Raw genomic sequence first — 26872 nt, forward strand, 5'->3', positions numbered from 1 at the left:
CAGTGGAACTGGGCAGACTTCCGAGGAAGCCCAGGGTCGAACGGTCAACCCCTGCGGGAGGGACACGGTGGAGTCTGGCGTGGCGGCGCAGGGTTCGAAGGCGCGTACAAAAGGCGGGCAGTCCGTGAAAAAGCAGCGCAATGGCACCGTCGAAGTGGACGCGGCGGCTCTGAACAGAGTCCTCGGCGCCCTCATGGCGATGCGCGACGGCAATTTCCGCCGGCGCCTCACCGTCTCCGGGGACGGCGTGCTGTCGGAGATCGCCGCCGTCTTCAACGAGGTCGCGGACCGCAACCTCCACCTCACCGGCGAGCTGGCGCGCGTACGACGGGTGGTCGGACGCGAGGGGAAGCTCACCGAACGCCTGGAGACGGGCGCCTGCGAGGGCTCCTGGGCCGCCGCGATCGACGCCTCCAACGAACTCGTCGACGATCTCGCGCGGCCCGTCTCCGAGGTGGGCCGGGTCCTGTCGGCGGTCGCCGACGGCGACCTGGAGCAGCGGATGGAGCTGCGCTCGCACACGCAGGACGAGACGGTGCGTCCGCTGCGCGGGGAGTTCCTGAAGGTCGCCCGTACGGTCAACAACCTGGTGGACCAGCTGTCGGTCTTCACCGAACAGGTGACGCGGGTCGCCGTCGAGGTGGGCACCGAGGGCAAGCTCGGAGGTCAGGCGCAGGTGCGCGGGATGTCCGGGTCGTGGAAGGACCTCACGGACTCCGTCAACACCATGGCGTACCGGCTCACCGCACAGGTGAGGGACATCGCGCTGGTGACGACGGCGGTCGCCAAGGGCGATCTGTCCCGGAAGGTCACCGTGCACGTGGCCGGCGAGATGCTCCAGCTCAAGAACACCGTCAACACGATGGTCGACCAGCTGTCCTCGTTCTCCTCGGAGGTGACGCGCGTCGCCCGCGAGGTGGGTACGGAGGGCGAGCTCGGCGGTCAGGCGACCGTGCCGGGCGTGGCCGGTGTGTGGAAGGACCTCACCGACTCCGTCAACACGATGGCGGGCAACCTCACCTCCCAGGTGCGTGGGATCGCGGAGGTGACGACGGCGGTCGCCAACGGTGACCTGACGCAGAAGGTCACGGTGAGCGCGCGCGGCGAGGTCGCCCAGCTCGCCGAGACGATCAACCAGATGACCGAGACGCTGCGCACCTTCGCGGACGAGGTGACGCGGGTGGCGAGCGAGGTCGGTGGCGAGGGGCTGCTCGGCGGCCAGGCGCAGGTGCCGGGGGCCGCGGGGACGTGGAAGGACCTCACCGATTCGGTGAACACGGTCTTCCGGAACCTGACCACGCAGGTGCGGGACATCGCGCAGGTGACCACGGCGGTGGCCAGCGGTGACATGTCGCAGAAGGTCACGGTCGATGTGGCCGGGGAGATGCTGGAGCTGAAGAACACCGTCAACACGATGGTGGACCAGCTCCAGTCGTTCGGTTCCGAGGTGACCCGCGTGGCCCGCGAGGTCGGCGTCGAGGGCCGGCTCGGCGGCCAGGCCGAGGTGCCGGGCGCGGCGGGGACGTGGAAGGACCTCACCGATTCGGTGAACACCGCGTTCCGCAACCTGACCGGTCAGGTCCGGGACATCGCCCAGGTGACGACGGCGGTCGCCAACGGCGACCTCTCCCAGAAGGTCACGGTCGACGTGGCGGGGGAGATGCTGGAGCTGAAGAACACCGTCAACACGATGGTGGCGCAGCTGTCCAGCTTCGCCGACCAGGTGACACGGATGGCACGGGACGTGGGCACCGAGGGCCGCCTCGGCGGTCAGGCGCGGGTGGACGGTGTCTCGGGTACGTGGAAGGAGCTGACGGACTCCGTCAACTTCATGGCCGGGAACCTCACCTCCCAGGTGAGGCAGATCGCCCAGGTGACGACGGCGGTGGCGCGGGGCGACCTGTCGCAGAAGATCGACGTGGACGCCCGCGGCGAGATCCTGGAGCTGAAGAACACCATCAACACCATGGTCGACCAGCTGTCGGCCTTCGCCGACCAGGTCACCAGGGTGGCCCGCGAGGTGGGTACGGACGGGCGCCTCGGCGGCCAGGCGCAGGTGCCCGGCGTGGCCGGAGTGTGGCGTGATCTCACCGATTCGGTGAACGGCATGGCGGGCAACCTCACCGCCCAGGTCCGCAACATCGCGCAGGTCGCCACGGCGGTGGCGCGCGGTGACCTGTCGCAGAAGATCGACGTGGACGCCCGCGGCGAGATCCTGGAGCTGAAGAACACCCTCAACACGATGGTGGACCAGCTGTCCAACTTCGCGGAGCAGGTGACGCGCGTCGCCCGTGAGGTGGGTACGGAGGGCATCCTCGGCGGTCAGGCCGAGGTGCAGGGTGTGTCCGGTACGTGGAAGGACCTCACCCAGTCCGTCAACGGCATGGCGAACAATCTGACCCTCCAGGTCCGCAACATCGCCGAGGTCACCACGGCGGTCGCCAAGGGCGATCTCTCCAAGAAGATCACCGTCGATGCCAAGGGCGAGATCCTCGAACTGGTCACGACCGTCAACACGATGGTCGACCAGCTGCTGAACTTCGCGGACGAGGTGACCAGGGTGGCCCGCGAGGTGGGCACCGAGGGGATCCTCGGCGGGCAGGCACGGGTGCGCGGGGCGACCGGCATCTGGAAGGACCTGAGCGACAACGTCAACCTGATGGCCAACAACCTGACCAGCCAGGTGCGCAACATCTCCCGCGTCTCCTCCGCGGTCGCCAACGGCGATCTGACGAAGAAGGTCACCGTGGAGGCGCGGGGCGAGGTCGCGGAGCTGGCCGACACCGTCAACACGATGGTGACGACGCTGTCCTCGTTCGCCGACGAGGTGACGCGTGTGGCCCGCGAGGTGGGCACGGAGGGCGAGCTGGGCGGTCAGGCGCGGGTGCCGGGCGTCTCGGGTACGTGGAAGGACCTCACCGAGTCCGTGAACTCGATGGCCTCCAACCTCACCGGTCAGGTGCGGCAGATCGCCACGGTCACCACCGCCATCGCCAAGGGCGACCTGACCAAGAAGATCGACATCGACGCGCGCGGTGAGATCCAGGAGCTGAAGAACACCATCAACACGATGGTCGACCAGCTGTCCTCGTTCGCCGAGCAGGTGACGCGGGTCGCGCGCGAGGTGGGCACCGAGGGGCAGCTGGGCGGCCAGGCGCGCGTGCGGGACGTGGACGGCACCTGGCGCGACCTCACCGAGTCGGTGAACGAGATGGCCGGGAACCTGACCCGTCAGGTACGTGCCATCGCGGCGGTCGCCACGGCGGTGACGCGCGGCGATCTGAACCTCAAGATCGATGTGGACGCGGCCGGTGAGATCCAGGTCCTCCAGGACAACATCAACACGATGATCGCGAACCTGCGCGACACCACGCTCGCCAACAAGGAGCAGGACTGGCTGAAGGGCAACCTCGCCCGGATCTCCGGTCTGATGCAGGGCCGCCGCGATCTGGACGACGTGGCGTCGCTGATCATGAGCGAGCTGACGCCGGTGGTCTCGGCACAGCACGGCGCGTTCTTCCTGGCGATGGCGCCCGGCGACTCGGACGAGGTCGGTCCGGACAACGGCCGGCCGGGCTCGTACGAGCTGCGGATGCGGGGGAGCTACGGCTACTCCGCGGGCTCGATGCCGACCTCCTTCCGGCCCGGCGAGACGCTCATCGGGACAGCGGCCGAGGAGAAGCGAACGATCCAGGTGGACAACGTGCCGCCGGGCTATCTGAAGATCTCGTCCGGGCTCGGGGAGGCCCCGCCGGCGCACGTGATCGTGCTGCCGGTGCTCTTCGAGGGCAAGGTCCTCGGGGTGATCGAACTGGCCTCCTTCCAGCCGTTCACGCACATCCAGCGGGATTTCCTGAACCAGATCGCCGAGATGATCGCGACGAGCGTCAACACGATCAGCGTCAACACCAAGACCGAGAAGCTGCTGGAGCAGTCACAGGAACTGACCGAGCAACTGCGTGACCGCTCGCAGGAGTTGGAGAACCGGCAGAAGGCCCTCCAGGCGTCCAACGCCGAACTGGAGGAGAAGGCCGAGCTGCTGGCCCAGCAGAACCGCGACATCGAGGTGAAGAACACCGAGATCGAGGAGGCGCGCCAGGTGCTGGAGGAGCGCGCCGAGCAGCTCGCGGTCTCGATGCGCTACAAGTCCGAGTTCCTGGCGAACATGTCGCACGAACTGCGCACGCCGCTCAACTCGCTGCTGATCCTCGCCAAGTTGCTGGCGGACAACGCCGAGGGCAACCTCTCGCCGAAGCAGGTGGAGTTCGCCGAGACGATCCACGGGGCCGGGTCCGACCTGCTCCAGCTGATCAACGACATCCTCGACCTGTCGAAGGTCGAGGCGGGCAAGATGGACGTCAGCCCGACCAGGATCGCGCTGGTCCAGCTGGTCGACTACGTGGAGGCGACCTTCCGTCCGCTCACCGCGGAGAAGGGACTGGACTTCTCCGTACGGGTCTCGCCGGAACTTCCCGCCACGCTGCACACGGACGAGCAGCGCCTGCTCCAGGTGCTGCGCAACCTGCTGTCCAACGCCGTGAAGTTCACCGACAGCGGTGCGGTGGAGCTGGTGATCCGGCCGGCCGGCGCCGATGTGCCCCAAGCGATCCGGGAGCAGCTGCTGGAGGCGGGTTCGCTGCGCGACCCGGACGCCGACCTGATCGCGTTCTCGGTCACCGACACCGGGATCGGGATCGCGTCCAGCAAGATGCTGGTGATCTTCGAGGCGTTCAAGCAGGCGGACGGGACGACGAGCCGCAAGTACGGCGGCACCGGTCTCGGCCTCTCCATCAGCCGGGAGATCGCCCGGCTGCTCGGCGGCGAGATCCACGCGGCGAGTGAGCCGGGCCGGGGCTCGACCTTCACGCTGTACCTGCCGCTGCACCGCGCCGAACTGCCGCCCCAGGGCTACCCCTCGACGGGTTCCGGTTCCGCCGAGGCGCTGGGCGGCGCGGGGGAGCCGGGGCAGGCTCGTCCGTCCCAGGGCGGACAGGCTCCGCTCGGCGATCCGGCCAACTCCGCCGGGGTGTTCCGCCGGCGGCGCAAGGCCCTGGGGGACGCGGCACGCAGGGCCGCGCTGCCGGCCGGCCGCACCGGGCCCGAGAGCGCCCCGCAGCAGGAGGAGTGGGTGCGGGGAAGCCAGGGTGAGAGCCAGGCGCAGGACCTGACCGCTGCCGACGAGCCGGCGCCTCGGCGGACATTCCGCTTCCGCGGTGAGAAGGTGCTCATCGTCGACGACGACATCCGTAACGTCTTCGCGCTCACCAGCGTGCTGGAACAGCACGGCCTCGCGGTGCTGTACGCGGAGAACGGGCGGGAGGGCATCGAAGTCCTGGAGCAGCACGACGATGTGACGGTCGTGCTCATGGACATCATGATGCCCGAGATGGACGGGTACGCGACGACGACCGCGATCCGGCGGATGCCGCAGTTCGCCGGGCTCCCGATCGTCGCGCTCACCGCGAAGGCGATGAAGGGCGACCGGGAGAAGGCCATCGAGTGCGGAGCTTCCGACTATGTGACGAAGCCGGTCGATCCTGATCACCTGCTCGCGGTGATGGAGCAGTGGATGAACGGAGAGTGATCGACGACTGAGTGAATTTGCATGAGTTGTTGACCGACTGTGCTCGAACGGGTGTGAACCCGCTGGATCGGGGGAACCTTCTGGTCTCCCACCACGTTGGCGTTGTGTGCACAGTGACATCTCGGTGACAGGGTGTGGTGACGGGCGGGGTGCGGCTACCATGACCGGCACAAGGACGGACGGCGTAAGGGAGTCGTCCCCTGGGGCGGCACCCGGCGCATTTCCGGGGCGAGGAGGACGGGCCATGGTGCAGAAGGCCAAGATCCTCCTGGTCGATGACCGGCCGGAGAATCTGCTGGCGCTGGAGGCCATCCTCTCTGCGCTCGATCAGACACTGGTCCGGGCATCGTCAGGGGAGGAGGCGCTCAAAGCGCTGCTCACGGACGATTTCGCGGTCATTCTGCTGGACGTCCAGATGCCGGGCATGGACGGTTTCGAAACCGCCGCGCACATCAAGCGGCGGGAACGGACCCGCGACATCCCGATCATCTTCCTCACCGCGATCAACCACGGTCCGCACCACACGTTCCGCGGCTACGCGGCCGGTGCGGTGGACTACATCTCGAAGCCGTTCGACCCGTGGGTGCTCCGGGCGAAGGTCTCCGTCTTCGTCGAGCTGTACATGAAGAACTGCAAGCTCCGCGAGCAGGCGGCGCTGCTGCGGCTCCAGTTGGAGGGCGACGGCCAGGCGGGCGGACGGCACGAGAAGGAGCCGGCCGGACTGCTGGCCGAACTCTCCGCGCGGCTCGCCGCGGTCGAGGAACAGGCCGAAGCGCTCTCCAAGCAGCTCGACGACGAATCCGCGGACGCCGCGGCCGTCGCCACCGCCGCTCACCTGGAACGCAAGCTGACCGGCCTGCGCCGCGCGCTCGACGCCCTGGAGCCGGGTACCGGCGGAAGCGCGGGCGTGCTGCCCGCCCCGAGCTGACCCCTCCCGCGTCGCCCTGGTCCACGGCCCGGGCGCACGCCGACGCGCGGTGGGCGAGAGGCCGTCACCGTGAGGCGACGTCAGTTCCCGGCCGCCCGAAGGCGACACGGACGGGTGAACCAGTAGGCGAACGTGTTCACGGGCGGCGACAGCGGTAACCTCGGCATCATGGCCTCACGTACGTCCGGCAAGGGTTCCCAGGGCACGGCGGGCACCGCGAAGCGCGTCGGCCGTACCTCGGGGCCGGCGAAGAAAGCCGCGCCCGCGAAGAAGACCGCCGTCAAGAAGGCGGCAGCCCCCGCGAAGAAGGCACCCGCCAAGAAGGCGGCGGCCAGGAGGCCCGCTCCCAAACCGGCGCCGTCGCCGACCGGCGGCCTCTACCGCCTGGTGCGCGCGGTCTGGCTCGGAGCGGCACACGGCGTCGGCGCGGTGTTCCGCTCGATAGGGCGTGGAGCCAAGGGACTTGACCCCGCCCACCGCAAGGACGGGCTCGCGCTGCTTCTGCTCGGTCTGGCGCTGGTCGTCGCCGCCGGCACCTGGTCCAACCTCCAGGGCCCGGTCGGCGACCTGGTCGAGATGCTGGTCACCGGTGCCTTCGGCCGTCTCGATCTGCTCGCGCCGATACTGCTGGGCGCCATGGCGGTCAGGCTGATCCTCTACCCGGAGCGGCCGGAGGCCAACGGACGCATCGTCATCGGGCTCTCCGCCCTCGTCATCGGCGTCCTCGGCCAGGTCCACATCGCCTGCGGCTCGCCCGGCCGGGACGCGGGCACCGAGGCGATGCAGGACGCGGGCGGCCTGATCGGCTGGGCCACCTCGAAGCCGCTGATCTTCATGATGGGCGAGGTCCTCGCCGTCCCGCTGCTCGTCCTGCTGACCGTGTTCGGGCTCCTCGTCGTCACCGCCACCCCGGTCAACGCCATCCCGCAGCGGCTGCGTCAGCTCGGCGTCCGCCTCGGCATCGTCGAACCCACCCCCGAGGCCGCCGACGGGTACGAGGGGCACGAGGGCGACGACGAGCGCTACGACGAGCAGTGGCGGGAGGCCCTGCCCGCGCGGTCACGACGCGGTGGTGCCCGGCGGCCGGGCGCCGAACCGGTCCCCGACCACGACCGGGCCGAGGAGGAAGCACTCACCAAGCGGCGCAGGTCCCGGCGGCCCTCCGCCCAGCCCGCGATGAACCGGCCGCTGGACGCGGTGGACGTCGCCGCTGCCGCCGCCGCCGCGCTCGACGGGGCCGTACTCAACGGCATGCCTCCCTCGCCGGTCGTCGCCGACCTGACGCAGGGCGTCTCCGTGGACCGGGAGCGCACCGGCACCCCCGTGCCCGGCGCCCGCGAGGCCGAACGGGAGGAGCGCCCGCAGCCGGGCGTGCGGAAGTCCGCCCCCGCGTCGGGGGACGCCGGGGAGCGGTCGGGCGGGGTGCCCGACCTGACCAAGCCCGCCCCCGAGACCGCGCCAGGGCTGCCCGCCCGCGCCGAACAGCTCCAGCTCTCCGGCGACATCACGTACTCCCTGCCCTCGCTCGACCTGCTGGAGCGGGGCGGGCCGGGCAAGACCCGCAGCGCCGCCAACGACGCGGTCGTGGCATCGCTGACCACCGTCTTCACCGAGTTCAAGGTCGACGCCGCGGTCACCGGCTTCACACGGGGGCCGACGGTCACCCGGTACGAGATCGAGCTCGGCCCCGCCGTGAAGGTCGAGAAGATCACGGCGCTGGCCAAGAACATCGCGTACGCCGTGGCCAGTCCGGACGTGCGGATCATCTCCCCGATCCCCGGCAAGTCGGCGGTCGGCATCGAGATCCCCAACAGCGACCGGGAGATGGTCAAACTCGGCGACGTACTGCGCCTGGCCGAGGACGACGACCCGATGATGGTGGCCTTCGGCAAGGACGTCGAGGGCGGCTACGTGATGCACAGCCTGGCCAAGATGCCCCACATGCTGGTGGCCGGCGCCACCGGCTCCGGAAAGTCCTCCTGCATCAACTGCCTGATCACCTCGGTCATGGTGCGTGCCACCCCCGAGGACGTGCGGATGGTCCTCGTCGACCCCAAGCGCGTCGAGCTGACCGCGTACGAGGGCATCCCCCACCTCATCACCCCGATCATCACCAACCCCAAGAAGGCCGCCGAGGCGCTCCAGTGGGTCGTCCGCGAGATGGACCTGCGCTACGACGACCTGGCGAACTTCGGCTACCGGCACATCGACGACTTCAACAAGGCGGTGCGCGAGGGCAAGCTCAAGCTGCCCGAGGGAAGCGAGCGGGAGCTGTCCCCCTACCCGTACCTGCTGGTGATCGTCGACGAGCTGGCCGACCTGATGATGGTGGCCCCGCGCGATGTCGAGGACTCCATCGTCCGCATCACCCAGCTCGCCCGCGCGGCCGGCATCCACCTGGTGCTCGCCACCCAGCGCCCCTCGGTCGACGTGGTGACCGGCCTGATCAAGGCCAACGTTCCCTCCCGGCTCGCCTTCGCCACCTCCTCGCTCGCCGACAGCCGCGTCATCCTCGACCAGCCCGGCGCCGAGAAGCTCATCGGCAAGGGCGACGGGCTGTTCCTCCCGATGGGCGCCAACAAGCCCACCCGCATGCAGGGGGCGTTCGTCACCGAGGACGAGGTCGCCGCCGTCGTCCAGCACTGCAAGGACCAGATGGGCCCCGGTCTTCCGGGACGACGTCGTCGTCGGCACGCAGCAGAAGAAGGAGATCGACGAGGACATCGGCGACGACCTGGACCTGCTCTGCCAGGCAGCCGAACTGGTCGTCTCCACCCAGTTCGGATCGACCTCGATGCTCCAGCGCAAGCTCCGGGTCGGCTTCGCGAAGGCCGGCCGGCTGATGGACCTGATGGAGTCCCGCTCCATCGTCGGCCCCAGCGAGGGCTCCAAGGCGCGTGACGTCCTCGTGAAGCCCGACGAGCTCGACGGGGTGTTGGCCGTCATCCGCGGGGAATCCGCCCCGTAACGGAATGAGCTCCGTAAAGGTTTGGTGGGCAACCGTTTCGTACGGCCGTACGTCCAGTTGAAGGGAGGGACGGAACCGTGCTCCTCCCCGTAGCCCGCTCCGTCGTCGTTCCTCCCGTTCCCCCACCCCCGTTCGGCCCACTACCGGTTGCCCAGTCCTCGATCGGGGCCGTGCTCCGCCGACGCTCCTCCCCGGAGCAGGAGGCGGGGCCGACCGGCGACCCGATGGCGTACAAAGTCGTCCCTCCCGGTTGCCCCTCCCTTTCGTACCCCCCCTAGACTGAACATCCAGCAGGTGGCTCACGCTCGAAAGGCGCCCCCGTGTCCATCGGCAACTCCCCCGAAGACGACCGGCCTTCGATCGGTCGTGCCCTCCAGCAGGCTCGTATCGCCGCAGGTCTGACGGTCGAGGAAGTCAGCAGCTCCACCCGGGTGCGCATGCCCATCGTGCACGCGATCGAGCAGGACGACTTCTCCCGCTGCGGCGGCGACGTCTACGCCCGCGGCCACATCCGCACGCTCGCCCGCGCCGTCGGCCTCGATCCGGAACCCCTGGTCGAGGAGTACGACGCCGACCACGGCGGCCGTCCCGCACCGACCCCTGCGGCCCCGCTGTTCGAAGCGGAACGCATCCGGTCCGAGCCCCGGCGGCCCAACTGGACCGCGGCCATGGTCGCGGCCATCGTCGCCGTCATCGGGTTCGTCGGCTTCACCCTCTTCAACGGCGGCGCGGACGAACCCACCGACACCGCACAGATCGCGGAGGGCTCCAAGCCCGACAAGACGGCGGCCAAGCCCACCGCGACCAAGCCCGCCGACCCCAAGCCCGTGCCCTCCGAGAGCGCCATCGCCGCCGCCCCCCGTGACAAGGTGACGGTCAAGCTCAGCGCCGACCGCGGCAAGAGCTGGATCTCGGCCAAGGACCACAACGGACGGCTGCTCTTCGACGGGCTGCTGCTCCAGGGCGAGTCCAAGACCTTCCAGGACAACGAGCGCATCGACCTCGTCCTCGGCGACGCGGGGGCGATCGACCTCTTCGTCAACGGCAAGCAGGTCCAGGACCGCTTCGGTCCCGGACAGGTCGAACGTCTCTCCTACACCAAGGGCGACCCCGAGGCCGGCTGATCCGCCGCGCCCCACCTCTCCGTCCTCTCCGTGAGCCTCACAACGGGCGTCCGGCCTCGCGCCGGGCGCCCGTCGGCGTTCCCCGGACCCGCGCCCGTCACTCCCCGTAGCCGGAAAGCGCTCATGGGTGGCCTCGGTAACCCTGCACGGCAGGAGGGGCGCGGGGACGAAGTAGTCTTGAGTCCATGCCCGAACGCCGTACCGTCGCCCTTGTCACTCTTGGCTGCGCCCGTAACGAGGTGGACTCGGAGGAGCTTGCAGGCCGCTTGGCAGCGGACGGCTGGGACCTCGTCGAGGATGCCTCCGACGCGGATGTCGCAGTCGTCAACACCTGTGGGTTCGTCGAAGCCGCCAAGAAGGACTCCGTCGACGCCCTGCTCGAAGCCAACGATCTGAAGGACCACGGCCGCACCCAGGCCGTCGTCGCCGTCGGCTGCATGGCCGAGCGCTACGGCAAGGACCTCGCCGAGGCCCTGCCGGAGGCGGACGGCGTCCTCGGATTCGACGACTACGCCGACATCTCCGACCGGCTCCAGACCATCCTCAACGGCGGCATCCACGCCTCGCACACCCCGCGCGACCGCCGCAAGCTGCTGCCGATCAGCCCCGCCGAACGGCAGGACGCCGCCGTGGCGCTGCCCGGCCACGCCCAGGAGGCCCCCGCTCCCGCCCCCGAGGACCTGCCGGAAGGCGTCGCTCCGGTCTCCGGGCCCCGGGCGCCGCTGCGCCGTCGGCTCGGCACCAGCCCCGTCGCCTCGGTGAAGCTCGCCTCCGGCTGCGACCGCCGCTGCTCCTTCTGCGCCATCCCCTCCTTCCGCGGTTCGTTCATCTCGCGGCGGCCCTCGGACGTGCTCCAGGAGACCCGCTGGCTGGCCGAGCAGGGCGTCAAGGAGGTCATGCTCGTCTCCGAGAACAACACCTCCTACGGCAAGGACCTCGGCGACATCCGCCTGCTGGAGACCCTGCTGCCCGAGCTCGCCGGCGTGGACGGCATCGAGCGGATCCGGGTCAGCTACCTCCAGCCCGCCGAGATGCGCCCCGGCCTCATCGACGTCCTCACCTCGACGCCGAAGGTCGCCCCGTACTTCGACCTCTCCTTCCAGCACTCCGCCCCCGGCGTGCTGCGCGCCATGCGCCGCTTCGGCGACACCGACCGCTTCCTGGAACTGCTGGACACCATTCGGAGCAAGGCCCCCGAGGCCGGTGCGCGCTCCAACTTCATCGTCGGCTTCCCCGGCGAGACCGAGGCCGACCTCGCGGAGCTGGAACGCTTCCTCACCGGCGCCCGCCTCGACGCGATCGGTGTCTTCGGCTACTCCGACGAGGAAGGCACCGAAGCGGTCGGTTACGAGAACAAGCTCGACGCCGACACCATCGCGGAACGTCTCGCCCACATCTCCCAGCTGGCCGAGGAGCTGACCTCGCAGCGCGCCGAGGAGCGCGTGGGGGAGACCCTGACGGTGCTGGTGGAGTCCGTGGAGTCGGACGAGGACGGCGAGGTCGCGATCGGGCGTGCGGCGCACCAGGCGCCCGAAACGGACGGCCAGGTGCTCTTCACCACACGCGAGGGACTCGTACCCGGCCGTATGGTCGAGGCAACGGCAGTGGCCACCGAGGGCGTGGACCTGGTGGCCGAACACCACGAGCTCGCGGAGGCAGCCAGATGACCGGAGTCCCGGCATCCGCGGCAGGCGGCTCCGGCGCGAAGCCGGTCCGCGGCGGCAAGCTGGGCACTGCGGCCGTCAACCAGGCCAGCCTGTGGAACATCGCCAACATCCTCACCATGATCCGGCTGCTGCTCGTGCCCGGCTTCGTCCTGCTGCTGTTCCACAACGGCGGGTACGACCCGGCCTGGCGCTCCTTCGCCTGGGCGGCCTTCGCCGTCGCGATGATCACCGACCTGTTCGACGGCCATCTGGCGCGGACGTACAACCTGGTCACGGACTTCGGGAAGATCGCGGACCCGATCGCCGACAAGGCGATCATGGGCGCCGCACTGGTCTCGCTGTCCATCCTGGGCGATCTGCCGTGGTGGATCACCGGAGTGATCATCGCGCGCGAGCTGGGCATCACGCTGATGCGGTTCTGGGTGATCCGCCATGCGGTGATCCCGGCCAGCAGAGGCGGCAAGCTCAAGACGCTCGCACAGGGCACGGCGGCCGGGATGTACGTCCTGGCCCTCACGGGGCCCCTGGCGACCCTGCGGTTCTGGGTGATGATGGTCGCCGTCGTGCTGACGGTGGTCACCGGCCTCGATTACGTACGCCAGGCCCTCGTCCTGCGCCGCAAGGGCCTCGCGGCCGAGCGGGCCGCCGCCGCGGCGCGGGCGGAGGACGCCACGGAGGCGCTGCGGGCGGCCGCCGGTGCCCCCGTGGGCGCCAGGCCGACTGCGGCCGGTGTGACGGATGTGCGGGGCGGTGCGACGGACGCGGGGGCCGGGGCGTCCGACGTGCGGTCCGGAGTGAACGAGGTGCGGTCCGGGCCGTCCGAGGCGCGGGGCGCCGCGGAGGCCGAGCGGTGACAGCCGCCGCCCGGGTGCTCCGGCTGCTCGGAGGACGGGGCGAGACGCTCGCCGTCGCCGAATCGCTGACGGGCGGCCTCGTCGCCGCCGAGCTGACCGCCGTACCCGGCGCCTCCCGGTCCTTCCGGGGCTCGGTGACCGCGTACGCCACCCCGCTGAAGCGGGACGTGCTGGGCGTCGACGCCACCCTCCTGGCGGAGCGCGGAGCGGTGGACCCCGAGGTCGCGGCGCAGATGGCGGCCGGGGTGCGCCGGGTTCTCGACGCCGACTGGGGCCTCGCCACCACCGGGGTCGCCGGTCCGGAACCGCAGGACGGGCAGCCGGTCGGCACGGTCTACGTGGCCGTGGTCGGCCCCTCCGGCACCGAGAAAGTCACTGCGCTGCGGTTGAATGGTGAGAGGGCGGAAATCCGTCATGAGAGTGTGCGAAGCGTCCTCGAACTGCTCGCGGGCGAACTCGGCGGGAATGCGCGGGCACAGGATACGGAACAACACGGGGGGAATGGATGTTTGCAGCCCTGAGTGAACACGACATCGCTCCCCGCACGGCCGCACCGCAAGGCGGTACGGTAGGGCGTGAAGGATGCGGCTACGCGGTCCGAGGAGGGAGCCACCGATGATTCTGCTCCGTCGCCTGCTGGGTGACGTGCTGCGTCGGCAGCGCCAGCGCCAAGGCCGTACTCTGCGCGAAGTCTCCTCGTCCGCCCGGGTCTCGCTCGGTTATCTCTCCGAGGTGGAGCGGGGGCAGAAGGAGGCTTCCTCCGAGCTGCTCTCCGCGATTTGCGACGCGCTTGACGTACGGATGTCCGAGCTCATGCGTGAGGTGAGCGACGAGCTCTCGCTCGCCGAACTCGCCGAGTCGGCGACTGCCGGTGATCCGGTGCCAGTGCCGGTTCGTCCCATGCTCAACTCCGTCTCCGTCTCGTCGGTCGCAGGTGTGCCGTCGGGGCGGGTGACCATCAAGGCGCCCGCGGAAGCTGTGGACGTCGTCGCCGCTTGATCCGCTGCGGCACAGTTGCTCGACCGGAGTCCCGGTCGGCCCCACCAGGGCCGGCCGGGACTTTCGTGTGTGAAGGCCGGGCCGTCCGGGTGGCCTGGGCTCCGCGGATGTGACCTGTGCTTCATGCGCGGGTGACGTGTGTGAGTCCTCGTCGGGCGGGCACATGGAGGACGAGGCCCGCGTGACCGTTTTGCTTGATATGTGCCATCGTGGGTGATGCACCGAAACGGTCGGTCAAGCGGCTGACGGATGGGAGTAGCGCACATGACTGTGGTCAAGAGCACGTTGTCCGAGGGCGATCTGAAGGTCGTGGGAACAGCGCTGCAAGGCGCTCTGGTCGATCTCGTCGACCTTTCCCTGGTGGCCAAGCAGGTCCATTGGAACGTGGTCGGTCCGCGCTTCCGCTCCGTACACCTTCAGCTCGACGACGTCGTCGCCACGGCGCGCCAGCACTCCGACACCGTCGCCGAGCGTGCGTCGGCGGTCGGCGTCAACCCGGACGGACGGTCCGGCACCGTGGCCAAGGAGACCGCCATCGCGGCCGTGCCCGAAGGCTGGATCAAGGACACCGACGCCGTGAGGATCCTGGTGGACGCGCTGGGCGTGGTCATCGGCCGGATGAGGGAGCGCATCGAGGTGACCGACGAGCCGGACCCGATCACCCAGGACCTGCTGATCGCGCTGACGGCAGACCTGGAGAAGCACGCCTGGATGTTCCAGGCGGAGAGCGCCTGACCGGCTGGCCTGCCGGACTGCGGCACCTGACCGTATCGGTCGGCGCCCGGCCGGCGACCGCGAGATGTCCGACGAGCGAGAGGGAGCGACAACATGAGCGACGGAGCCATGGACAAGCTGAAGGGCAAGGGCAAGGAAGCGGTGGGCAAGCTGACCGGCGACCGCCGCAAGGAGGCCGAGGGGAAGGCCGACCAGGCCAAGGGCGGCGCCAAGGACACCGCGGACGGGCTCGGCGAGCGCGCCAAGGGTGTCAAGGACTCGCTGAGCCGGGACGACGACAAGTAGTCCGCCCCCCTCGCGGCTCTCGAAGCCGCCCCGGAGCGTGAGCGCCCCCGCCGTCACGGCGGGGGCGCTTCTGTGTGCGGCCGTGCGGGTGCTTCCGCGGGGTGGCGCTTCGGCCGGACGCTCTGGATGCACCCCTGCCGCCGCCAGGGGAAACTGCCGGAAAGAACCTCGGCCGTGGGAGGCAGCGATGATACGGCGATGGGTGCCGGCGCTGGTTCTCGGCGGGCTGTGGTGGTGGGCGGTGCTCCGGCTGGTACTGCGCCCGGACCAGGCGGGTCTGGTCGAGGGGGCGGTGGCGGCGGGCGGCTGGGGGCTGAGCCTGCTGCCGGTCCATGTCGCGTCGGCGGTACCGGCGGGCCGGGTGGGGACGGCGGGTCGGTCGTGGACCCGGAGGTGGCTCACCGGTGCGGGGCGACGCCATCGTTCGGGCGGAGGACCCGGGCGGCGGCCGTGAAGGCCGAAGCGTCCGAGGCCGGGAGGGGCGGCGTCCTCGGGTCCGCCGACCCGGCCCGTCGGTGATGTCCGGCCATCGACGCATCGGCAGGGCGCCGGCCGCTCGGTGCCGATCGGTCACCGGCGTACGGGCCCGCCGGGCACCCGCGTTCACTCGTACGGCGGGCGGGCCCGGCTCCGCGGCCGGCGTCGTGGTGAGGCGCGGATGATGAGCGCGGCGCGACCCGTGAGATCGTCCGCGTGCGTGGAGGGGGACGGGACCGTACGAGCGCGTCGGGCGGTTCGTCGGCCCGAGGGGGCGCCGGATCGTTCCCTACGGGGTCGGGCCGGATTGGCAGGTGGGGCACCAGTAGGTCGGCCGGTCGTCCTGGTCGGCGCGCCGGATCGGCGTGCCGCAGCGCAGACAGGGGCGGCGGGCCCGCCCGTAGACGTACAGCGGCTCCCGGACGCGGACGGGCGGGAGCGATCGCGCGCGGCCGGCGGCGGGGGCCCGGTTCGCGGGCGGGCGCCGGATTGGGCTGGGGGACGCCGGGGTGGTGTCGCGGGTCGCGTCCGGGGCCGAGCCGTGGTCGGGGCCCGATCCCGGAGTCCGGCTGGGTGCGGTGCGGAGTTCCGAGACGACCGTCGTGGTGCGGGTGGGGCGCTCGCGGTTGGCGTACAGCAGGCGTTCGGCCGCGGTGACCACGCGGGGGAGTACGCCGTCGGGGAGGGCGCCCACGGGGAGCCACGGGGTGACGCGGGCCAGGAAGCAGAGCTCGCACTTGTAGACATTGCCGATGCCCGCCAGGTTGCGCTGGTCCAGCAGGGCCTCGCCGAGGGGGCGCTCCGGTGCGGCGAGCAGCCGTTCCAGGGCGAGGGCCGGGTTCCAGTCGGGGCCCAGCAGGTCCGGCCCGAGATGGCCCACGGCCCGGCTCTCCTCATCGGTACGCATCAGCTCCAGCACGGGGAGCCGGTAGCCGACCGCGGTGTGCTCCGCGTTGCCGAGGATCGCGCGGATCTGGTGTCCCGGCCCGCCCCGCCACCGTTCGTCCGGTGCGTACACCCGCCAGGCGCCGTCCATCCGGAGGTGGCTGTGCAGGGTCAGCCCGCCCTCGACACGGGTCAGCAGGTGCTTGCCGCGCGCGGTGACGTCCAGGACGGTACGGCCGGTGAGGTCGGCGGTGGCGAAGCGGGGGACGCGCAGGTCCGACCGGGTCAGCACCCGGCCCGCCAGCGCCGTGTGCAACCGGGCGGCGGTCTGCAGGACGGTGTCTCCTTCGGGCATGCCTCCATGATGGTGCGCCGGACGCGGTTGTGCGCCGCCCCCGCCCCGGAGTCCGCCCCGCTGGAGCCTGCCCGGCCCTGGAGCCTGCCGGGTCCGTGCGGGATCCGCCCGGCCGCCCGGTCGCGGGAGTCGGTCCGGCCCGTCGGCTCCGTCCGCCGCGACGTCCGAGCCATCGCGGTGTACGGCCGGTTGTCCCGGTGTACGGCCGTCGCTGCGAACGCGGACGAGCCCTGGGCGCGGGAGCCGGGCTTCGGCCGGGCTGCCCGGTCAGGCGCGCAGGCGCAGGCCCTTCGGGGTGGCGAGGAATCCGGCGGCCTCCAGCGTGCGTCCCAGCGGTGAGGTGAGGGAGGAGACGCCGTTCGTCCGCTCCACCGTCACCGTGCCCAGGGCTCCGGCGCGGGCGGAGGCGGCCAGAGCCTCGGCCGCCGCTCGCAGCGCCGGGGAGTCGGGGTCGGACGGCCAGGCCAGGAGGGTCTTGCCGCCGCGCTCCATGTAGAGCGTCAGCTCGCCGTCGACGAGGACCACCAGCGCCCCCGCCTTCCGCCCCGGCTTGTGTCCGGCGCCGTCCGGGGACTCCGGCCACGGCAGCGCCGCGCCGTACGCGTTGGCCGGATCGGCCGCGGCGAGCACCACGGCCTCGGGCACGGCCTCCGGATCGCGGCGGTCGCGCGCCGTGGAGGCGGCCCGCAGCCGGTCCACCGCGCCGTCCATCGCGAACTGGGCGGCCCCCAGCCCCTCGACCACATAACCGCGTCGCGCCTGTCCGTTGTCCTCGAAGGCGGCCAGCACGCGGTACGTCGCGGAAAAGCCGCCCTCCACCCCCTCGGCCTGCACCGCGCCGCGGGTCACCACGCCGTGCCGGTCGAGAAGGGTGCGGGCGAGGGCGTGGGCGCGGTGGGTCCGCTCCGGTTCGGCCGGGGGGAGGAGGGACCAGCGGCCCGAGACGGTCGGCGGGCCGGTGCGGGACGCGGTGCGGGCCGCCGCGGTGAGCGATCCGTAGCGCCCGCGCGGCACGCTGCGCCGGGAACGGTGGGCGGTGGCTCCCGCCGTCCTCCCCGAGCCCAGGAGCGAGCGCAGCGGGGCCAGGGTGTCGTTGGTGAGCCGCCCGGACCAGACCAGGTCCCACACGGCGTCGGCCAGCTGCTGATCCGTGCAGTCCGGGTGGGTGGTGGCCCGGACCTGGTCGGCGATCTGGCGGAAGAAGAGGCCGTACCCGCCGGAGAGCGTGGTGAGCACGGACTCGTGGAGCGCCGACAGCTCCAGCGGGTGCGCGGGCGGCAGGAGCAGCGGTGCACTGTCGGCGAGGTAGAGGGAGATCCAGCCGTCCTTGCCCGGCAGCGCCCCGGCACCGGCCCAGACGACCTCGCCGGTGGTCGTCAGCTCGTCGAGCATCGCCGGGGCGTAGCCCATGACCCGGCTCGGCAGGATCAGCTTCTCCAGCGCCGACGCGGGAACGGGCGCGCCCTGGAGCTGCTCGACGGCACGGGCCAGCCCGTCGATGCCGCGCAGCCGGTGGGAGCCGAAGTGCTGCCACTGGGGGAGGAAGGAGGCCAGGGCGGCGGGCGGCACCGGCTCCAATTCCTGGCGGAGCGCCGCCAGCGAACGGCGGCGGAGCCGGCGCAGCACCGTCGCGTCGCACCACTCCTGGCCGATGCCCGCCGGGTGGAACTCGCCCTGGACGGTCCGGCCGGAGGCCGAGAGCCGTTGCAGCGCTCCGTCGGTGACGGCTGTGCCGAGCCCGAAGCGCTCGGCTGCGCGGGTGGCGGTGAACGGGCCGTGGGTCCGCGCGTACCGGGCGAGGAGATCCCCGAGCGGGTCCTTCACCGGCTCGGTGAACGCCTCCGGAACACCGACCGGAAGCGCCGTGCCCAGGGCGTCCCGCAGCCGGCCCGCGTCCTCGATCGCGGCCCAGTGGTCGGCACCGGTGATCCTGACCTGGATCGCCCGGCGTGCCGTGGCCAGCTCCGGTGCCCAGGACGGCTCGGCACCCCGCTCGGCCAGCTCGGCGTCGGTGAGCGGCCCGAGCACCCGCAGCAGGTCGGCCACTCCCTCGGCGTCCTTGATCCGCCGGTCCTCGGTGAGCCACTGCAGCTCCCGTTCCAGCTCGGTGAGGACCTCGGGGTCGAGCAGCTCGCGCAGCTCCGCCCGGCCCAGCAGCTCGGCCAGGAGATGGGAGTCCAGCGAGAGGGCGGCGGCACGCCGTTCGGCGAGTGGCGAGTCCCCCTCGTACAGGAACTGGGCGACGTAACCGAAGAGGAGCGAGCGGGCGAACGGCGAGGGCTCCTGGGTGGTCACTTCGACCAGCCGGACCCGGCGTGCCTCCAGATCGCCCATCAGCTCCGTGAGCCCGGGGACGTCGAACACGTCCTGGAGGCACTCGCGGACGGCCTCCAGCACGATCGGGAACGAGCCGAACTCCGAGGCGACCTGAAGCAGCTGGGAGGCCCGCTGGCGCTGCTGCCACAGCGGGGTGCGCTTGCCCGGGGAGCGCCGGGGCAGCAGCAGCGCGCGTGCGGCGCACTCACGGAACCGGGCGGCGAACAGGGCCGAGCCGCCCACCTGGTCGGTGACGATCTGCTCGACCTCGCCCCGGTCGAAGACGACGTCGGCCGCGGCCACCGGCGGCTGGTCGCTGTCGTATGCGACGGCTCCCGGAGCGGGTCCGTCGCCCGGGGTGTCCGAGGCCGCCGGAACATCGAGATCGAACAGGTCCAGGCCCATCATGTCCGCGTCGGGCAACCGCAGCACGATGCCGTCGTCGGCGTGCATGACCTGGGCGTCCATCCCGTACCGCTCACCGAGGCGGGCGGAGAGGGCCAGCGCCCAGGGGGCGTGCACCTGCGCGCCGAAGGGGGAGTGGACGACGACCCGCCAGTCGCCCAGCTCGTCCCGGAACCGCTCGACCAGGATGGTCCGGTCGTCCGGCACATGGCCGCAGGACCGGCGCTGCTCGTCCAGGTAGGCCAGGACGTTGTCCGCGGCCCAGGCGTCGAGCCCGGCGGCGAGCAGGCGCAGCCGGGCGTCCTCGTCCGACAGGCCGCCGATCTCCCGGAGGAAGGCCCCCAGAGCGCGGCCCAGCTCCAGCGGGCGGCCCAGCTGGTCGCCCTTCCAGAACGGCAGCCGGCCCGGAACGCCCGGGGCGGGCGAGACGAGGACCCGGTCCCGCGTGATGTCCTCGATCCGCCAGGAGGTGGTGCCCAGGGTGAAGACGTCCCCGACGCGGGACTCGTACACCATCTCCTCGTCCAGCTCGCCGACCCGGCCGCCGCCCTTCTTCGGGTCGGCCCCGGCCAGGAAGACCCCGAAGAGGCCCCGGTCGGGAATGGTGCCGCCCGAGGTGACGGCGAGCCGCTGCGCACCGGGGCGGCCCGTGACCGTGCCCCCCACCCGGTCCCACACCACGCGGGGGCGCAGCTCCGCGAAGGCGTCGGAGGGGTAGCGTCCGGCGAGCATGTCGAGCACACCGGTGAACGCCGACTCGGGGAGCGAGGCGAACGGGGCGGCCCGGCGGACCAGCGCCAGCAGATCGTCGGCCTGCCAGCTGTCCAGGGCCACCATGGCGACCAGCTGCTGCGCCAGGACGTCCAGCGGATTGGACGGGATGCGCAGCGCCTCGATGGCCCCTTCACGCATCCGCTCCGTGACGACGGCGGCCTGCACCAGGTCGCCGCGGTACTTCGGGAAGACCACCCCGGTGGAGACCGCGCCCACCTGGTGCCCGGCCCGGCCCACCCGCTGGAGGCCGGAGGCGACGGAGGGCGGGGACTCGACCTGGACCACCAGATCGACCGCGCCCATGTCGATGCCCAGCTCCAGGCTGGAGGTGGCGACCACGGCAGGCAGGCGGCCCGCCTTGAGGTCCTCCTCGACCTGGGCCCGCTGTTCCTTGGAGACCGACCCGTGATGGGCACGGGCCAGCAGGGCCGGCGCACCCCTGCCCGCACCGGACTGGGCCATGATCTCGGCGGGGGCGTGGGCCTCCGGCAGGTCGGGGGCCGGGGCGTCCGGGTCGAACGCGGTGCCGGTCGCCCGCTCGTAGGCGATCTCGTTCAGCCGGTTGCACAGGCGCTCGGCCAGCCGCCGGGAGTTGGCGAAGACGATGGTGGAGCGGTGTGCCTGGACGAGATCGGCGATGCGCTCCTCCACATGCGGCCAGATCGAGGGCTTGTCCGCCTGCCCGGAATCGCCGTCCGTGGCGGGGGAGCCGCCCAGCTCGCCCAGGTCCTCGACCGGGACGACGACCGAGAGGTCGAACTCCTTGGTGGACCGGGGCTGGACGATCTCCACCTTGCGCTGCGGCGACAGGAAGCGGGCCACCTCGTCGACCGGCCGGACCGTCGCGGACAGACCGATGCGCCGGGCGGGGCGGGGCAGCAGCTCGTCGAGCCGCTCCAGCGACAGGGCGAGATGGGCGCCGCGCTTCGTCCCGGCGACCGCGTGCACCTCGTCGAGGATCACGGTCTCGACGCCGCCCAGCGCGTCCCGCGCGGAGGACGTCAGCATCAGGAACAGCGACTCGGGCGTGGTGATCAGGATGTCCGGCGGTCTGGTCACCATGGACCGCCGCTCGGCGGCCGGGGTGTCCCCGGACCGGATGCCGACCCGTACGTCGGGCTCCGGCAGTCCCAGGCGCACCGATTCCTGGCGGATGCCGGTCAGCGGCGAGCGGAGGTTGCGCTCGACGTCGACCGCTAGGGCCTTGAGCGGGGACACGTACAGCACGCGGCAGCGCTTCTTGGCGTCGGCGGGCGGCGGCTCGGCGGCCAGCCGGTCCAGCGAGGCGAGGAAGGCGGCCAGCGTCTTGCCGGAACCGGTCGGCGCGACGACCAGCACGTCACTGCCTTCGCCGATGGCCCGCCAGGCGCCCTCCTGTGCCGCGGTGGGCGCGCTGAAGGCTCCGGCGAACCAACTGCGGGTCGCGGGCGAGAACGCGTCGAGCGCGGAACCGGTCATGGTCACCATCGTGCACCCCGCCACTGACAACGGGCCGCCGACACCGCCGCCCCCGGCCCGCTCGGCCGGGGGTGCACGGCCGGGACCTGCGAGAATGTCCTCATGGCGAGGGCGGACCGCACGGGGGAGTGGGCACGGCACTGGCAGTACGCCGCACTGCCCGACCTCGATCTGCTGCGCGCTCGGTACGTCCGCCACGCCTTCCCCCGGCACAGCCACGAGGGTTACGTCATCGGAGCGGTCACCGGCGGCGTGGAGGACGTGGGGCTGCCGGGCGGCACGATCCAGGCGGTCCCCGGAACCGTCGTCCTGATCAACCCGGAGGTGCCGCACACCGCCCGCTCCGGGGCGCCCGACGGCTGGGCGTATTCGACGCTCTACCCGTCGTACCAGGTGGTCAACGACATCGCGGCCGAGGTGACGTCCCTGCGCGGCACGGCCGGCTTCGCCGAGAACCGGGTGACCGATCCGCACGCGTCCCGGCTGATCACCGAGGTGCACCGGGCGGCGGAGGAGGGGAACGCGCTGGCGGCCGACAGCCTGCTGCGCATCGTGGTCTCCCGGCTCCTCGGCCACTACGGCAGCCCGCTGCCCGCACCTGCCGTGCGCGCCGGCGGCACGCGGAACGCCGTGCGGGCCCGGACCGTGCTGGAGGACCGCATGGCCGCCCCGCCCACGCTGGAGGCGCTCGCCGCCGAGCTGGGAACCGGGCCGTTCGCGCTGCTGCGGGCTTTCAAGAAGGAGTTCGGGATGCCGCCCCACACCTGGCTCACCGACGCCCGCGTGCGCAGGGCGCGCCGCCTGCTCGACGCCGGTGTCGCCCCCGCCGAGGCCGCGACAGCCGTCGGCTTCACCGATCAGCCCCACCTCAACCGCCACTTCACCCGGATCGTCGGGGTGCCGCCCGGCGCGTACCAGCGCGAACGCGGAGTGGGCCGGCCCGGCCGGTGAGAGGCGGGCTCGGGGCGGGGCCGCGCACCGGGGGCGTACACGGCGGAGGTGTCCACGGATGGGGGCCGGCGTCGCACGGGTGTGAGCGGGTGAGCGCCGCCCGTGCGGGAACAGGCGCAAGAAGCGGGAACAGGCGCAAGAACGTACAAGACCGGTCCCGAACGGTCCCCGTAGCGTTCCGGACGTGGCAGAACAGACAGCACTCACCGGGGGCACCGGCACGGCCGGTGCCCTCCCCGCAGGTCCGTCCGGCGGCCCCGGTCCGGCGTCGGAGGCCCGACCGGACAAGCCGGACGCGGCCGTCGTCCGGGACGCGCTCGGCGTCGGCGTCGCCGTCGGGCTCTCCGGCTTCGCCTTCGGCGTCACCTCGGCCGGCTCCGGCATGAGCCTGCTCCAGACCTGCGCCCTGAGCCTGTTCGTCTTCACCGGCGCCTCCCAGTTCGCCCTGGTCGGCGCGCTGGCGGCGGGCGGCAATCCGTACACCGCGGCGGCCGGGGCGTTCTTCCTGGGCATCCGGAACGCGTTCTACGGGCTGCGCCTCTCCCAGCTGCTCGCCCTGCCCCGCGCGGTGCGGCCCTTCGCCGCCCACTGGGTCACCGACGAGACGACCGCCGTCACCCTTCCGCAGCCCACCCGGCGGGCCGCGCGCGTCGGCTTCACGGTCACCGGTCTCGCCCTTTACGGGCTGTGGAACCTCACTACCCTGGTGGGTGCTCTGGGCGCGGGGGCGCTGGGCGACACCGACGCGTGGGGCCTGGACGCGGCGAGTCCGGCGGTGTTCCTCGCGCTGCTCGCGCCGCTGCTCGGGAGCACCGTCGAACGTGTCACGGCCGCCCTCGCGGTCCTGCTCGCCCTGACGCTGCTGCCCGTGCTCCCGGCGGGCGTGCCCGTCCTGCTGTCGGCTCTCGCGGCACCCGTCGTCCTCTTCCTGATGGGACGGACGAAGCGGGGAACGGCCGACGAGGCCGGCGGGAGCGGCGGTGACTCCGAGGACCACAGGGGCTACGACGCCGAGGGCCACAGCGGCTATGGGGATCACGGGGACGTGGCGGAGCGGACGGAGGGGGAGCGGTGGACGTGAACGTCTGGATCGCCATCGGCCTGACCGCGGTGGGCTGCTACCTCGCCAAGCTCCTCGGCCTGCTCGTACCGGCGGGAGCGCTGGAGCGACCGCTCGTCCGCCGCATGGCCGCCCTGCTGCCCGTGGCGCTGCTGGCCGCGCTCACCGCGCAACAGACCTTCGCCGGGGACGGCGGGCAGCTCGTGCTCGATGCCCGCGCCGTCGGTCTCGGCGCGGCGGCACTCGCCCTGGTCCTGCGCGCGCCCTTCCTGGTGGTCGTCGGCGCGGGCGTGCTGGTCACGGCGGCCGTGCGCGCACCGGCCTGGGGGTGACGAGGGCACGGGGCGACGAAGCACGCGGGGGAGGGCCCGTGAGAGGGGACGGCTCGTGAGGGCGTGGTCAGCCGAGCGGGCGGTCGTACGCGCTCAGGGTTCCCAGGGCCCTGAGCGTCACCAGCGGGCGCCCCTCCAGCGCGGTCCCCGGAGCCCACTGCCGCCAGGTCACGGGCCATCCGCCGTCGTCCTGCTGCTCGGCGGCCAGATGGTCGAGCGAACGTTCCAGCTCCTCGTCGGTGAACCAGCGGCGGGCCAGCGACCGGGGTGTACGGGCGTAGTCGTACGGGAAGTGGTGCTCGCCCGGTGCGTAGCCGGGCGACACCGGGTAGTCCTCGCGCCGGGAGGGGTCGAGCACCGCGAGCCGCTGGTCACGCACCAGGCGTCCGAGCCGGTCGGCCGCCGCCTCCGCGCGGGCCCGGTCCGGCGCTCCGTCCAGGAAGGCGATCGCGGCCTCGACCTCGTAGGGGTGGGACTGTTCCAAGGCCTCCACGGCGCTCCAGCAGAAGTCCGTCGCCCGGAACAGCCAGGCGTTCCACACCTGATTGGCGTGCAGCAGTCCGACGATCGGGCCGGTCGCCAGCAGCTCCGGCGGCGGGTCGTCCACGATCGGGATGAAGGGGGCGGCGGGATAGCCGCGCTGGGTGGGGAGCAGCGCGGGCAACGCACCTTCCTTGGTCGACACATCGGTCAGATAGCGGCAGATCCGCTCGACGCGCCGTCCCTCACAGCGGCCGATCGAGTCGAGGACGCTCAGCGCGTGGGCGGTGTGCAGCGGTTGGCTGACCGGGCCCCGGAGATCGGGTTCCAGCGCGTGACCGTAGCCTCCGTCCTCGTTGCGATAGGCGGCGAGGGCCGTCTCGACGGTGTCGGGATCTCCGCCCAGGAAGTCATGGGCGAACCGCCGCTGTTCGAGCACACGGGCTGTGAGCCAGATGAACTGCTCGGCGCGGGCGAGGGTGTTTGCTCCGGTTCCAACCATGGACCGACCGTAGAGGGGAACGAGGCCCGGCACATGCCGGGTGGGCATGCTGCACTCTCAGGGGCGGGATACTGGGGGCATGCGGTTGACGATTTTCTGGGAGCGGATGGCCGACCATTTCGGCGCGGCGTACGCGGACTCCTTCGCCCGCGACCATGTGATGGCCGAACTCGGCGGTCGTACGGTGCACCAAGCCCTGGACGCGGGTTGGGAGACCAAGGACGTCTGGCGCGCGGTCTGCTCGGCCATGGACATCCCGGCGGACAAGCGCTGACAGGGACCCTTCTCAGGGCGGACGGGTGCTGACGGGTGGACCTGTTTCCGGCGGACAAGCGTCGCACCGAAAGAACCCGCGTTCCCGTCGCGGAAGCGCTGAACCGGTGCGAGCCCGGCCGCGGCGGAAGCGGAGCCTGAGCGGCCGGTCAAGGGCGGGGGTCCCGCCGGCCGTGGCGTAGGCGAGACTTGTCCCGTGTCATCGACAGACGAGACCGCCCCCGCCCAGTCGTCCGCCGCGCCACCCGTCCCGCCCCCCGCGCCGCCGTCCGGCGCCGGCGGGGTCCGCATGCCCGGCTGGCTGCCGCGGGCGATGGTGCTGGCCCTCGCGCTCTACGCCTGCTTCCTGCTCGGCAGCTGGGCTTTCCACCAGCTCATCGGGTTGCTGACGAACGTGCTGATCGCGTTCTTCCTGGCCCTCGCCATCGAGCCCGCGGTCGGCCGGATGGCCGGATACGGCATGCGACGCGGACTCGCCACGTTCCTCGTCTTCCTCGGTCTGATGATCTTCGGCGTCGGATTCGTCGTGCTCCTGGGGTCCATGCTCGCGGGCCAGATCGTCAACATGGTCGACGAGCTCCCCAAGTACATCGACTCGGTGATCCACTGGGTCAACCAGACGTTCCGCACCAGACTGTCCCGCGTCGAGGTCCAGGACAGCCTGCTGCACTCCGACTGGCTGCAGAAGTACGTCCAGAACAGCGCCACCGGTGTGCTCGACGTCTCCACCACCGTCCTCGGCGGGCTGTTCCGGCTGCTGACGATCTTCCTGTTCTCCTTCTACTTCGCCGCGGACGGCCCCCGGCTGCGGCGCGCCCTGTGCTCCGTCCTGCCGCCGGCCCGGCAGACGGAGGTGCTGCGCGCCTGGGAGATCGCGGTCGACAAGACCGGCGGCTACATCTACTCGCGCGGCCTGATGGCGCTGATCTCCGGCGTCGCGCACTACATCCTGCTGATGATCCTCGAGGTGCCGTACGCCCCGGCGCTCGCGGTCTGGGTCGGACTCGTCTCCCAGTTCATCCCCACCATCGGCACGTATCTCGCGGGCGCGCTGCCCATGCTGATCGCCTTCACGGTCGACCCCTGGTACGCGCTGTGGGTGCTCGGCTTCGTCGTGGTCTACCAGCAGTTCGAGAACTATGTGCTCCAGCCCAAGCTGACCGCGAAGACCGTGGACATCCATCCCGCGGTCGCCTTCGGATCGGTCGTCGCCGGCACGGCCCTGCTCGGTGCGGTCGGCGCGCTGGTCGCCATCCCCGCCGTCGCCACGCTCCAGGCGTTCCTCAGCGCCTATGTGAAGCGGTACGACGTCACCGACGATCCCCGTGTGCACGGGGGAAGCAGCCGCAGGCCCGGAAGGCCGCTGTCGTCACGGCTCCGCCGGCTGATGAGCGGCCGCCCGGCCGCCGGCCCCGGAGGCGCGGACGGCTCGGGCGGGCCGTCCCAGCAGTAACCGGGCG

At 71.7% G+C, this 26872-nt stretch carries 18 protein-coding genes and 1 pseudogene; 16 read left to right on the forward strand and 3 right to left on the reverse strand.

Annotated features, from left to right (window positions below; translation table 11 throughout):
* Positions 1-124 precede the first annotated feature (124 nt).
* The 11 genes and pseudogenes from QFZ71_RS23830 to QFZ71_RS23880 all read left to right on the forward strand — a co-directional run bounded on the left by QFZ71_RS23830 (position 125) and on the right by QFZ71_RS23880 (position 15598).
* Complete coding sequence (locus QFZ71_RS23830) at positions 125-5584, forward strand: HAMP domain-containing protein (protein ID WP_307670196.1); 5460 nt, start codon at positions 125-127, stop codon at positions 5582-5584.
* 244 nt (positions 5585-5828) lie between these two features.
* Positions 5829-6512, forward strand: coding sequence for a two-component system response regulator (locus QFZ71_RS23835; RefSeq protein ID WP_307670197.1), 684 nt, complete (start codon positions 5829-5831; stop codon positions 6510-6512).
* A 168-nt stretch (positions 6513-6680) separates the two neighbouring features.
* Positions 6681-9480, forward strand: a pseudogene (locus QFZ71_RS23840) (DNA translocase FtsK).
* A 320-nt stretch (positions 9481-9800) separates the two neighbouring features.
* Positions 9801-10604, forward strand: a complete 804-nt coding sequence (locus QFZ71_RS23845; RefSeq protein WP_307670198.1) for a helix-turn-helix domain-containing protein — start codon at positions 9801-9803, stop codon at positions 10602-10604.
* Positions 10605-10789: 185 nt separating this feature from the next.
* Entirely contained in the window at positions 10790-12271 is a 1482-nt protein-coding gene (gene rimO / locus QFZ71_RS23850) for a 30S ribosomal protein S12 methylthiotransferase RimO (RefSeq protein ID WP_307670199.1), read from the forward strand.
* Positions 12268-13125: a CDP-diacylglycerol--glycerol-3-phosphate 3-phosphatidyltransferase gene (gene pgsA / locus QFZ71_RS23855; protein ID WP_307670200.1), complete on the forward strand. Its 858-nt coding sequence runs from the start codon at positions 12268-12270 to the stop codon at positions 13123-13125. The genes rimO and pgsA overlap by 4 nt, the downstream gene beginning before the upstream one ends.
* Positions 13122-13646, forward strand: a complete 525-nt coding sequence (locus QFZ71_RS23860) for a CinA family protein (RefSeq protein ID WP_307670201.1) — start codon at positions 13122-13124, stop codon at positions 13644-13646. Before pgsA ends, QFZ71_RS23860 begins: the two co-directional genes overlap by 4 nt.
* A 94-nt stretch (positions 13647-13740) precedes the next feature.
* Positions 13741-14124 carry a helix-turn-helix domain-containing protein gene (locus QFZ71_RS23865; RefSeq protein WP_307670202.1) on the forward strand — a complete coding sequence of 128 codons (384 nt, stop codon included), beginning with the start codon at positions 13741-13743 and terminating at the stop codon, positions 14122-14124.
* A gap of 264 nt (positions 14125-14388) precedes the next feature.
* Positions 14389-14859: a Dps family protein gene (locus QFZ71_RS23870; protein WP_307670203.1), complete on the forward strand. Its 471-nt coding sequence runs from the start codon at positions 14389-14391 to the stop codon at positions 14857-14859.
* Positions 14860-14952: 93 nt separating this feature from the next.
* Positions 14953-15144 (forward strand): CsbD family protein, encoded by a 192-nt coding sequence (locus tag QFZ71_RS23875; RefSeq protein ID WP_307670204.1) that lies wholly within the window; start codon positions 14953-14955, stop codon positions 15142-15144.
* A 187-nt stretch (positions 15145-15331) separates the two neighbouring features.
* Positions 15332-15598: a hypothetical protein gene (locus QFZ71_RS23880; protein WP_307670205.1), complete on the forward strand. Its 267-nt coding sequence runs from the start codon at positions 15332-15334 to the stop codon at positions 15596-15598.
* 312 nt (positions 15599-15910) lie between these two features.
* Here the strand turns inward: QFZ71_RS23880 and QFZ71_RS23885 are convergent, their stop codons facing one another.
* On the reverse strand, positions 15911-16861 hold the full coding sequence (locus QFZ71_RS23885; RefSeq protein ID WP_307670206.1) for a DNA-formamidopyrimidine glycosylase family protein: 951 nt from the start codon (positions 16859-16861) through the stop codon (positions 15911-15913).
* Positions 16862-17128: 267 nt separating this feature from the next.
* On the reverse strand, positions 17129-21814 hold the full coding sequence (locus QFZ71_RS23890; RefSeq protein WP_307670207.1) for a DEAD/DEAH box helicase: 4686 nt from the start codon (positions 21812-21814) through the stop codon (positions 17129-17131).
* A gap of 102 nt (positions 21815-21916) precedes the next feature.
* Here QFZ71_RS23890 and QFZ71_RS23895 point away from each other — a divergent pair, with 102 nt between their 5' ends.
* The 3 genes from QFZ71_RS23895 (at position 21917) to QFZ71_RS23905 (ending at position 24157) form a co-directional block, all read left to right on the forward strand.
* Positions 21917-22765: an AraC family transcriptional regulator gene (locus tag QFZ71_RS23895; RefSeq protein ID WP_307670208.1), complete on the forward strand. Its 849-nt coding sequence runs from the start codon at positions 21917-21919 to the stop codon at positions 22763-22765.
* Positions 22766-22949: 184 nt separating this feature from the next.
* Positions 22950-23846, forward strand: coding sequence for an AzlC family ABC transporter permease (locus QFZ71_RS23900; protein ID WP_307670209.1), 897 nt, complete (start codon positions 22950-22952; stop codon positions 23844-23846).
* Positions 23843-24157: an AzlD domain-containing protein gene (locus QFZ71_RS23905; RefSeq protein ID WP_307670210.1), complete on the forward strand. Its 315-nt coding sequence runs from the start codon at positions 23843-23845 to the stop codon at positions 24155-24157. The genes QFZ71_RS23900 and QFZ71_RS23905 overlap by 4 nt, the downstream gene beginning before the upstream one ends.
* Before the next feature lie 67 nt (positions 24158-24224).
* On the opposite strand, the gene QFZ71_RS23910 is transcribed toward QFZ71_RS23905, so the two are convergent.
* Entirely contained in the window at positions 24225-25139 is a 915-nt protein-coding gene (locus QFZ71_RS23910) for a hypothetical protein (protein WP_307670211.1), read from the reverse strand.
* A 79-nt stretch (positions 25140-25218) separates the two neighbouring features.
* Between QFZ71_RS23910 and QFZ71_RS23915 the strand changes: the two genes are divergently transcribed.
* Both QFZ71_RS23915 and QFZ71_RS23920 read left to right on the forward strand, forming a co-directional pair.
* Positions 25219-25413: a DUF3046 domain-containing protein gene (locus QFZ71_RS23915; protein WP_307670212.1), complete on the forward strand. Its 195-nt coding sequence runs from the start codon at positions 25219-25221 to the stop codon at positions 25411-25413.
* Between the two features lie 288 nt (positions 25414-25701).
* Complete coding sequence (locus QFZ71_RS23920) at positions 25702-26865, forward strand: AI-2E family transporter (protein WP_307671561.1); 1164 nt, start codon at positions 25702-25704, stop codon at positions 26863-26865.
* The last annotated feature ends 7 nt before the right edge of the window (positions 26866-26872 follow it).

It is taken from the genome of Streptomyces sp. V2I9 (genome assembly GCF_030817475.1).
Taxonomy (GTDB): Bacteria; Actinomycetota; Actinomycetes; order Streptomycetales; family Streptomycetaceae; genus Streptomyces.

Excerpts from the sequence above, each read along its gene's own strand:
- rimO (WP_307670199.1), top strand. The coding sequence starts at position 10,790 with ATGCCCGAACGCCGTACCGTCGCCCTTGTCACTCTTGGCTGCGCCCGT.
- QFZ71_RS23895 (WP_307670208.1), top strand. The coding sequence starts at position 21,917 with ATGGCGAGGGCGGACCGCACGGGGGAGTGGGCACGGCACTGGCAGTAC.
- QFZ71_RS23870 (WP_307670203.1), top strand. The coding sequence starts at position 14,389 with ATGACTGTGGTCAAGAGCACGTTGTCCGAGGGCGATCTGAAGGTCGTG.
- pgsA (WP_307670200.1), top strand. The coding sequence starts at position 12,268 with ATGACCGGAGTCCCGGCATCCGCGGCAGGCGGCTCCGGCGCGAAGCCG.
- QFZ71_RS23885 (WP_307670206.1), bottom strand. The coding sequence starts at position 16,861 with ATGCCCGAAGGAGACACCGTCCTGCAGACCGCCGCCCGGTTGCACACG.
- QFZ71_RS23910 (WP_307670211.1), bottom strand. The coding sequence starts at position 25,139 with ATGGTTGGAACCGGAGCAAACACCCTCGCCCGCGCCGAGCAGTTCATC.
- QFZ71_RS23890 (WP_307670207.1), bottom strand. The coding sequence starts at position 21,814 with ATGACCGGTTCCGCGCTCGACGCGTTCTCGCCCGCGACCCGCAGTTGG.
- QFZ71_RS23915 (WP_307670212.1), top strand. The coding sequence starts at position 25,219 with ATGCGGTTGACGATTTTCTGGGAGCGGATGGCCGACCATTTCGGCGCG.
- QFZ71_RS23875 (WP_307670204.1), top strand. The coding sequence starts at position 14,953 with ATGAGCGACGGAGCCATGGACAAGCTGAAGGGCAAGGGCAAGGAAGCG.
- QFZ71_RS23880 (WP_307670205.1), top strand. The coding sequence starts at position 15,332 with ATGATACGGCGATGGGTGCCGGCGCTGGTTCTCGGCGGGCTGTGGTGG.
- QFZ71_RS23865 (WP_307670202.1), top strand. The coding sequence starts at position 13,741 with ATGATTCTGCTCCGTCGCCTGCTGGGTGACGTGCTGCGTCGGCAGCGC.
- QFZ71_RS23835 (WP_307670197.1), top strand. The coding sequence starts at position 5,829 with ATGGTGCAGAAGGCCAAGATCCTCCTGGTCGATGACCGGCCGGAGAAT.
- QFZ71_RS23920 (WP_307671561.1), top strand. The coding sequence starts at position 25,702 with ATGCCCGGCTGGCTGCCGCGGGCGATGGTGCTGGCCCTCGCGCTCTAC.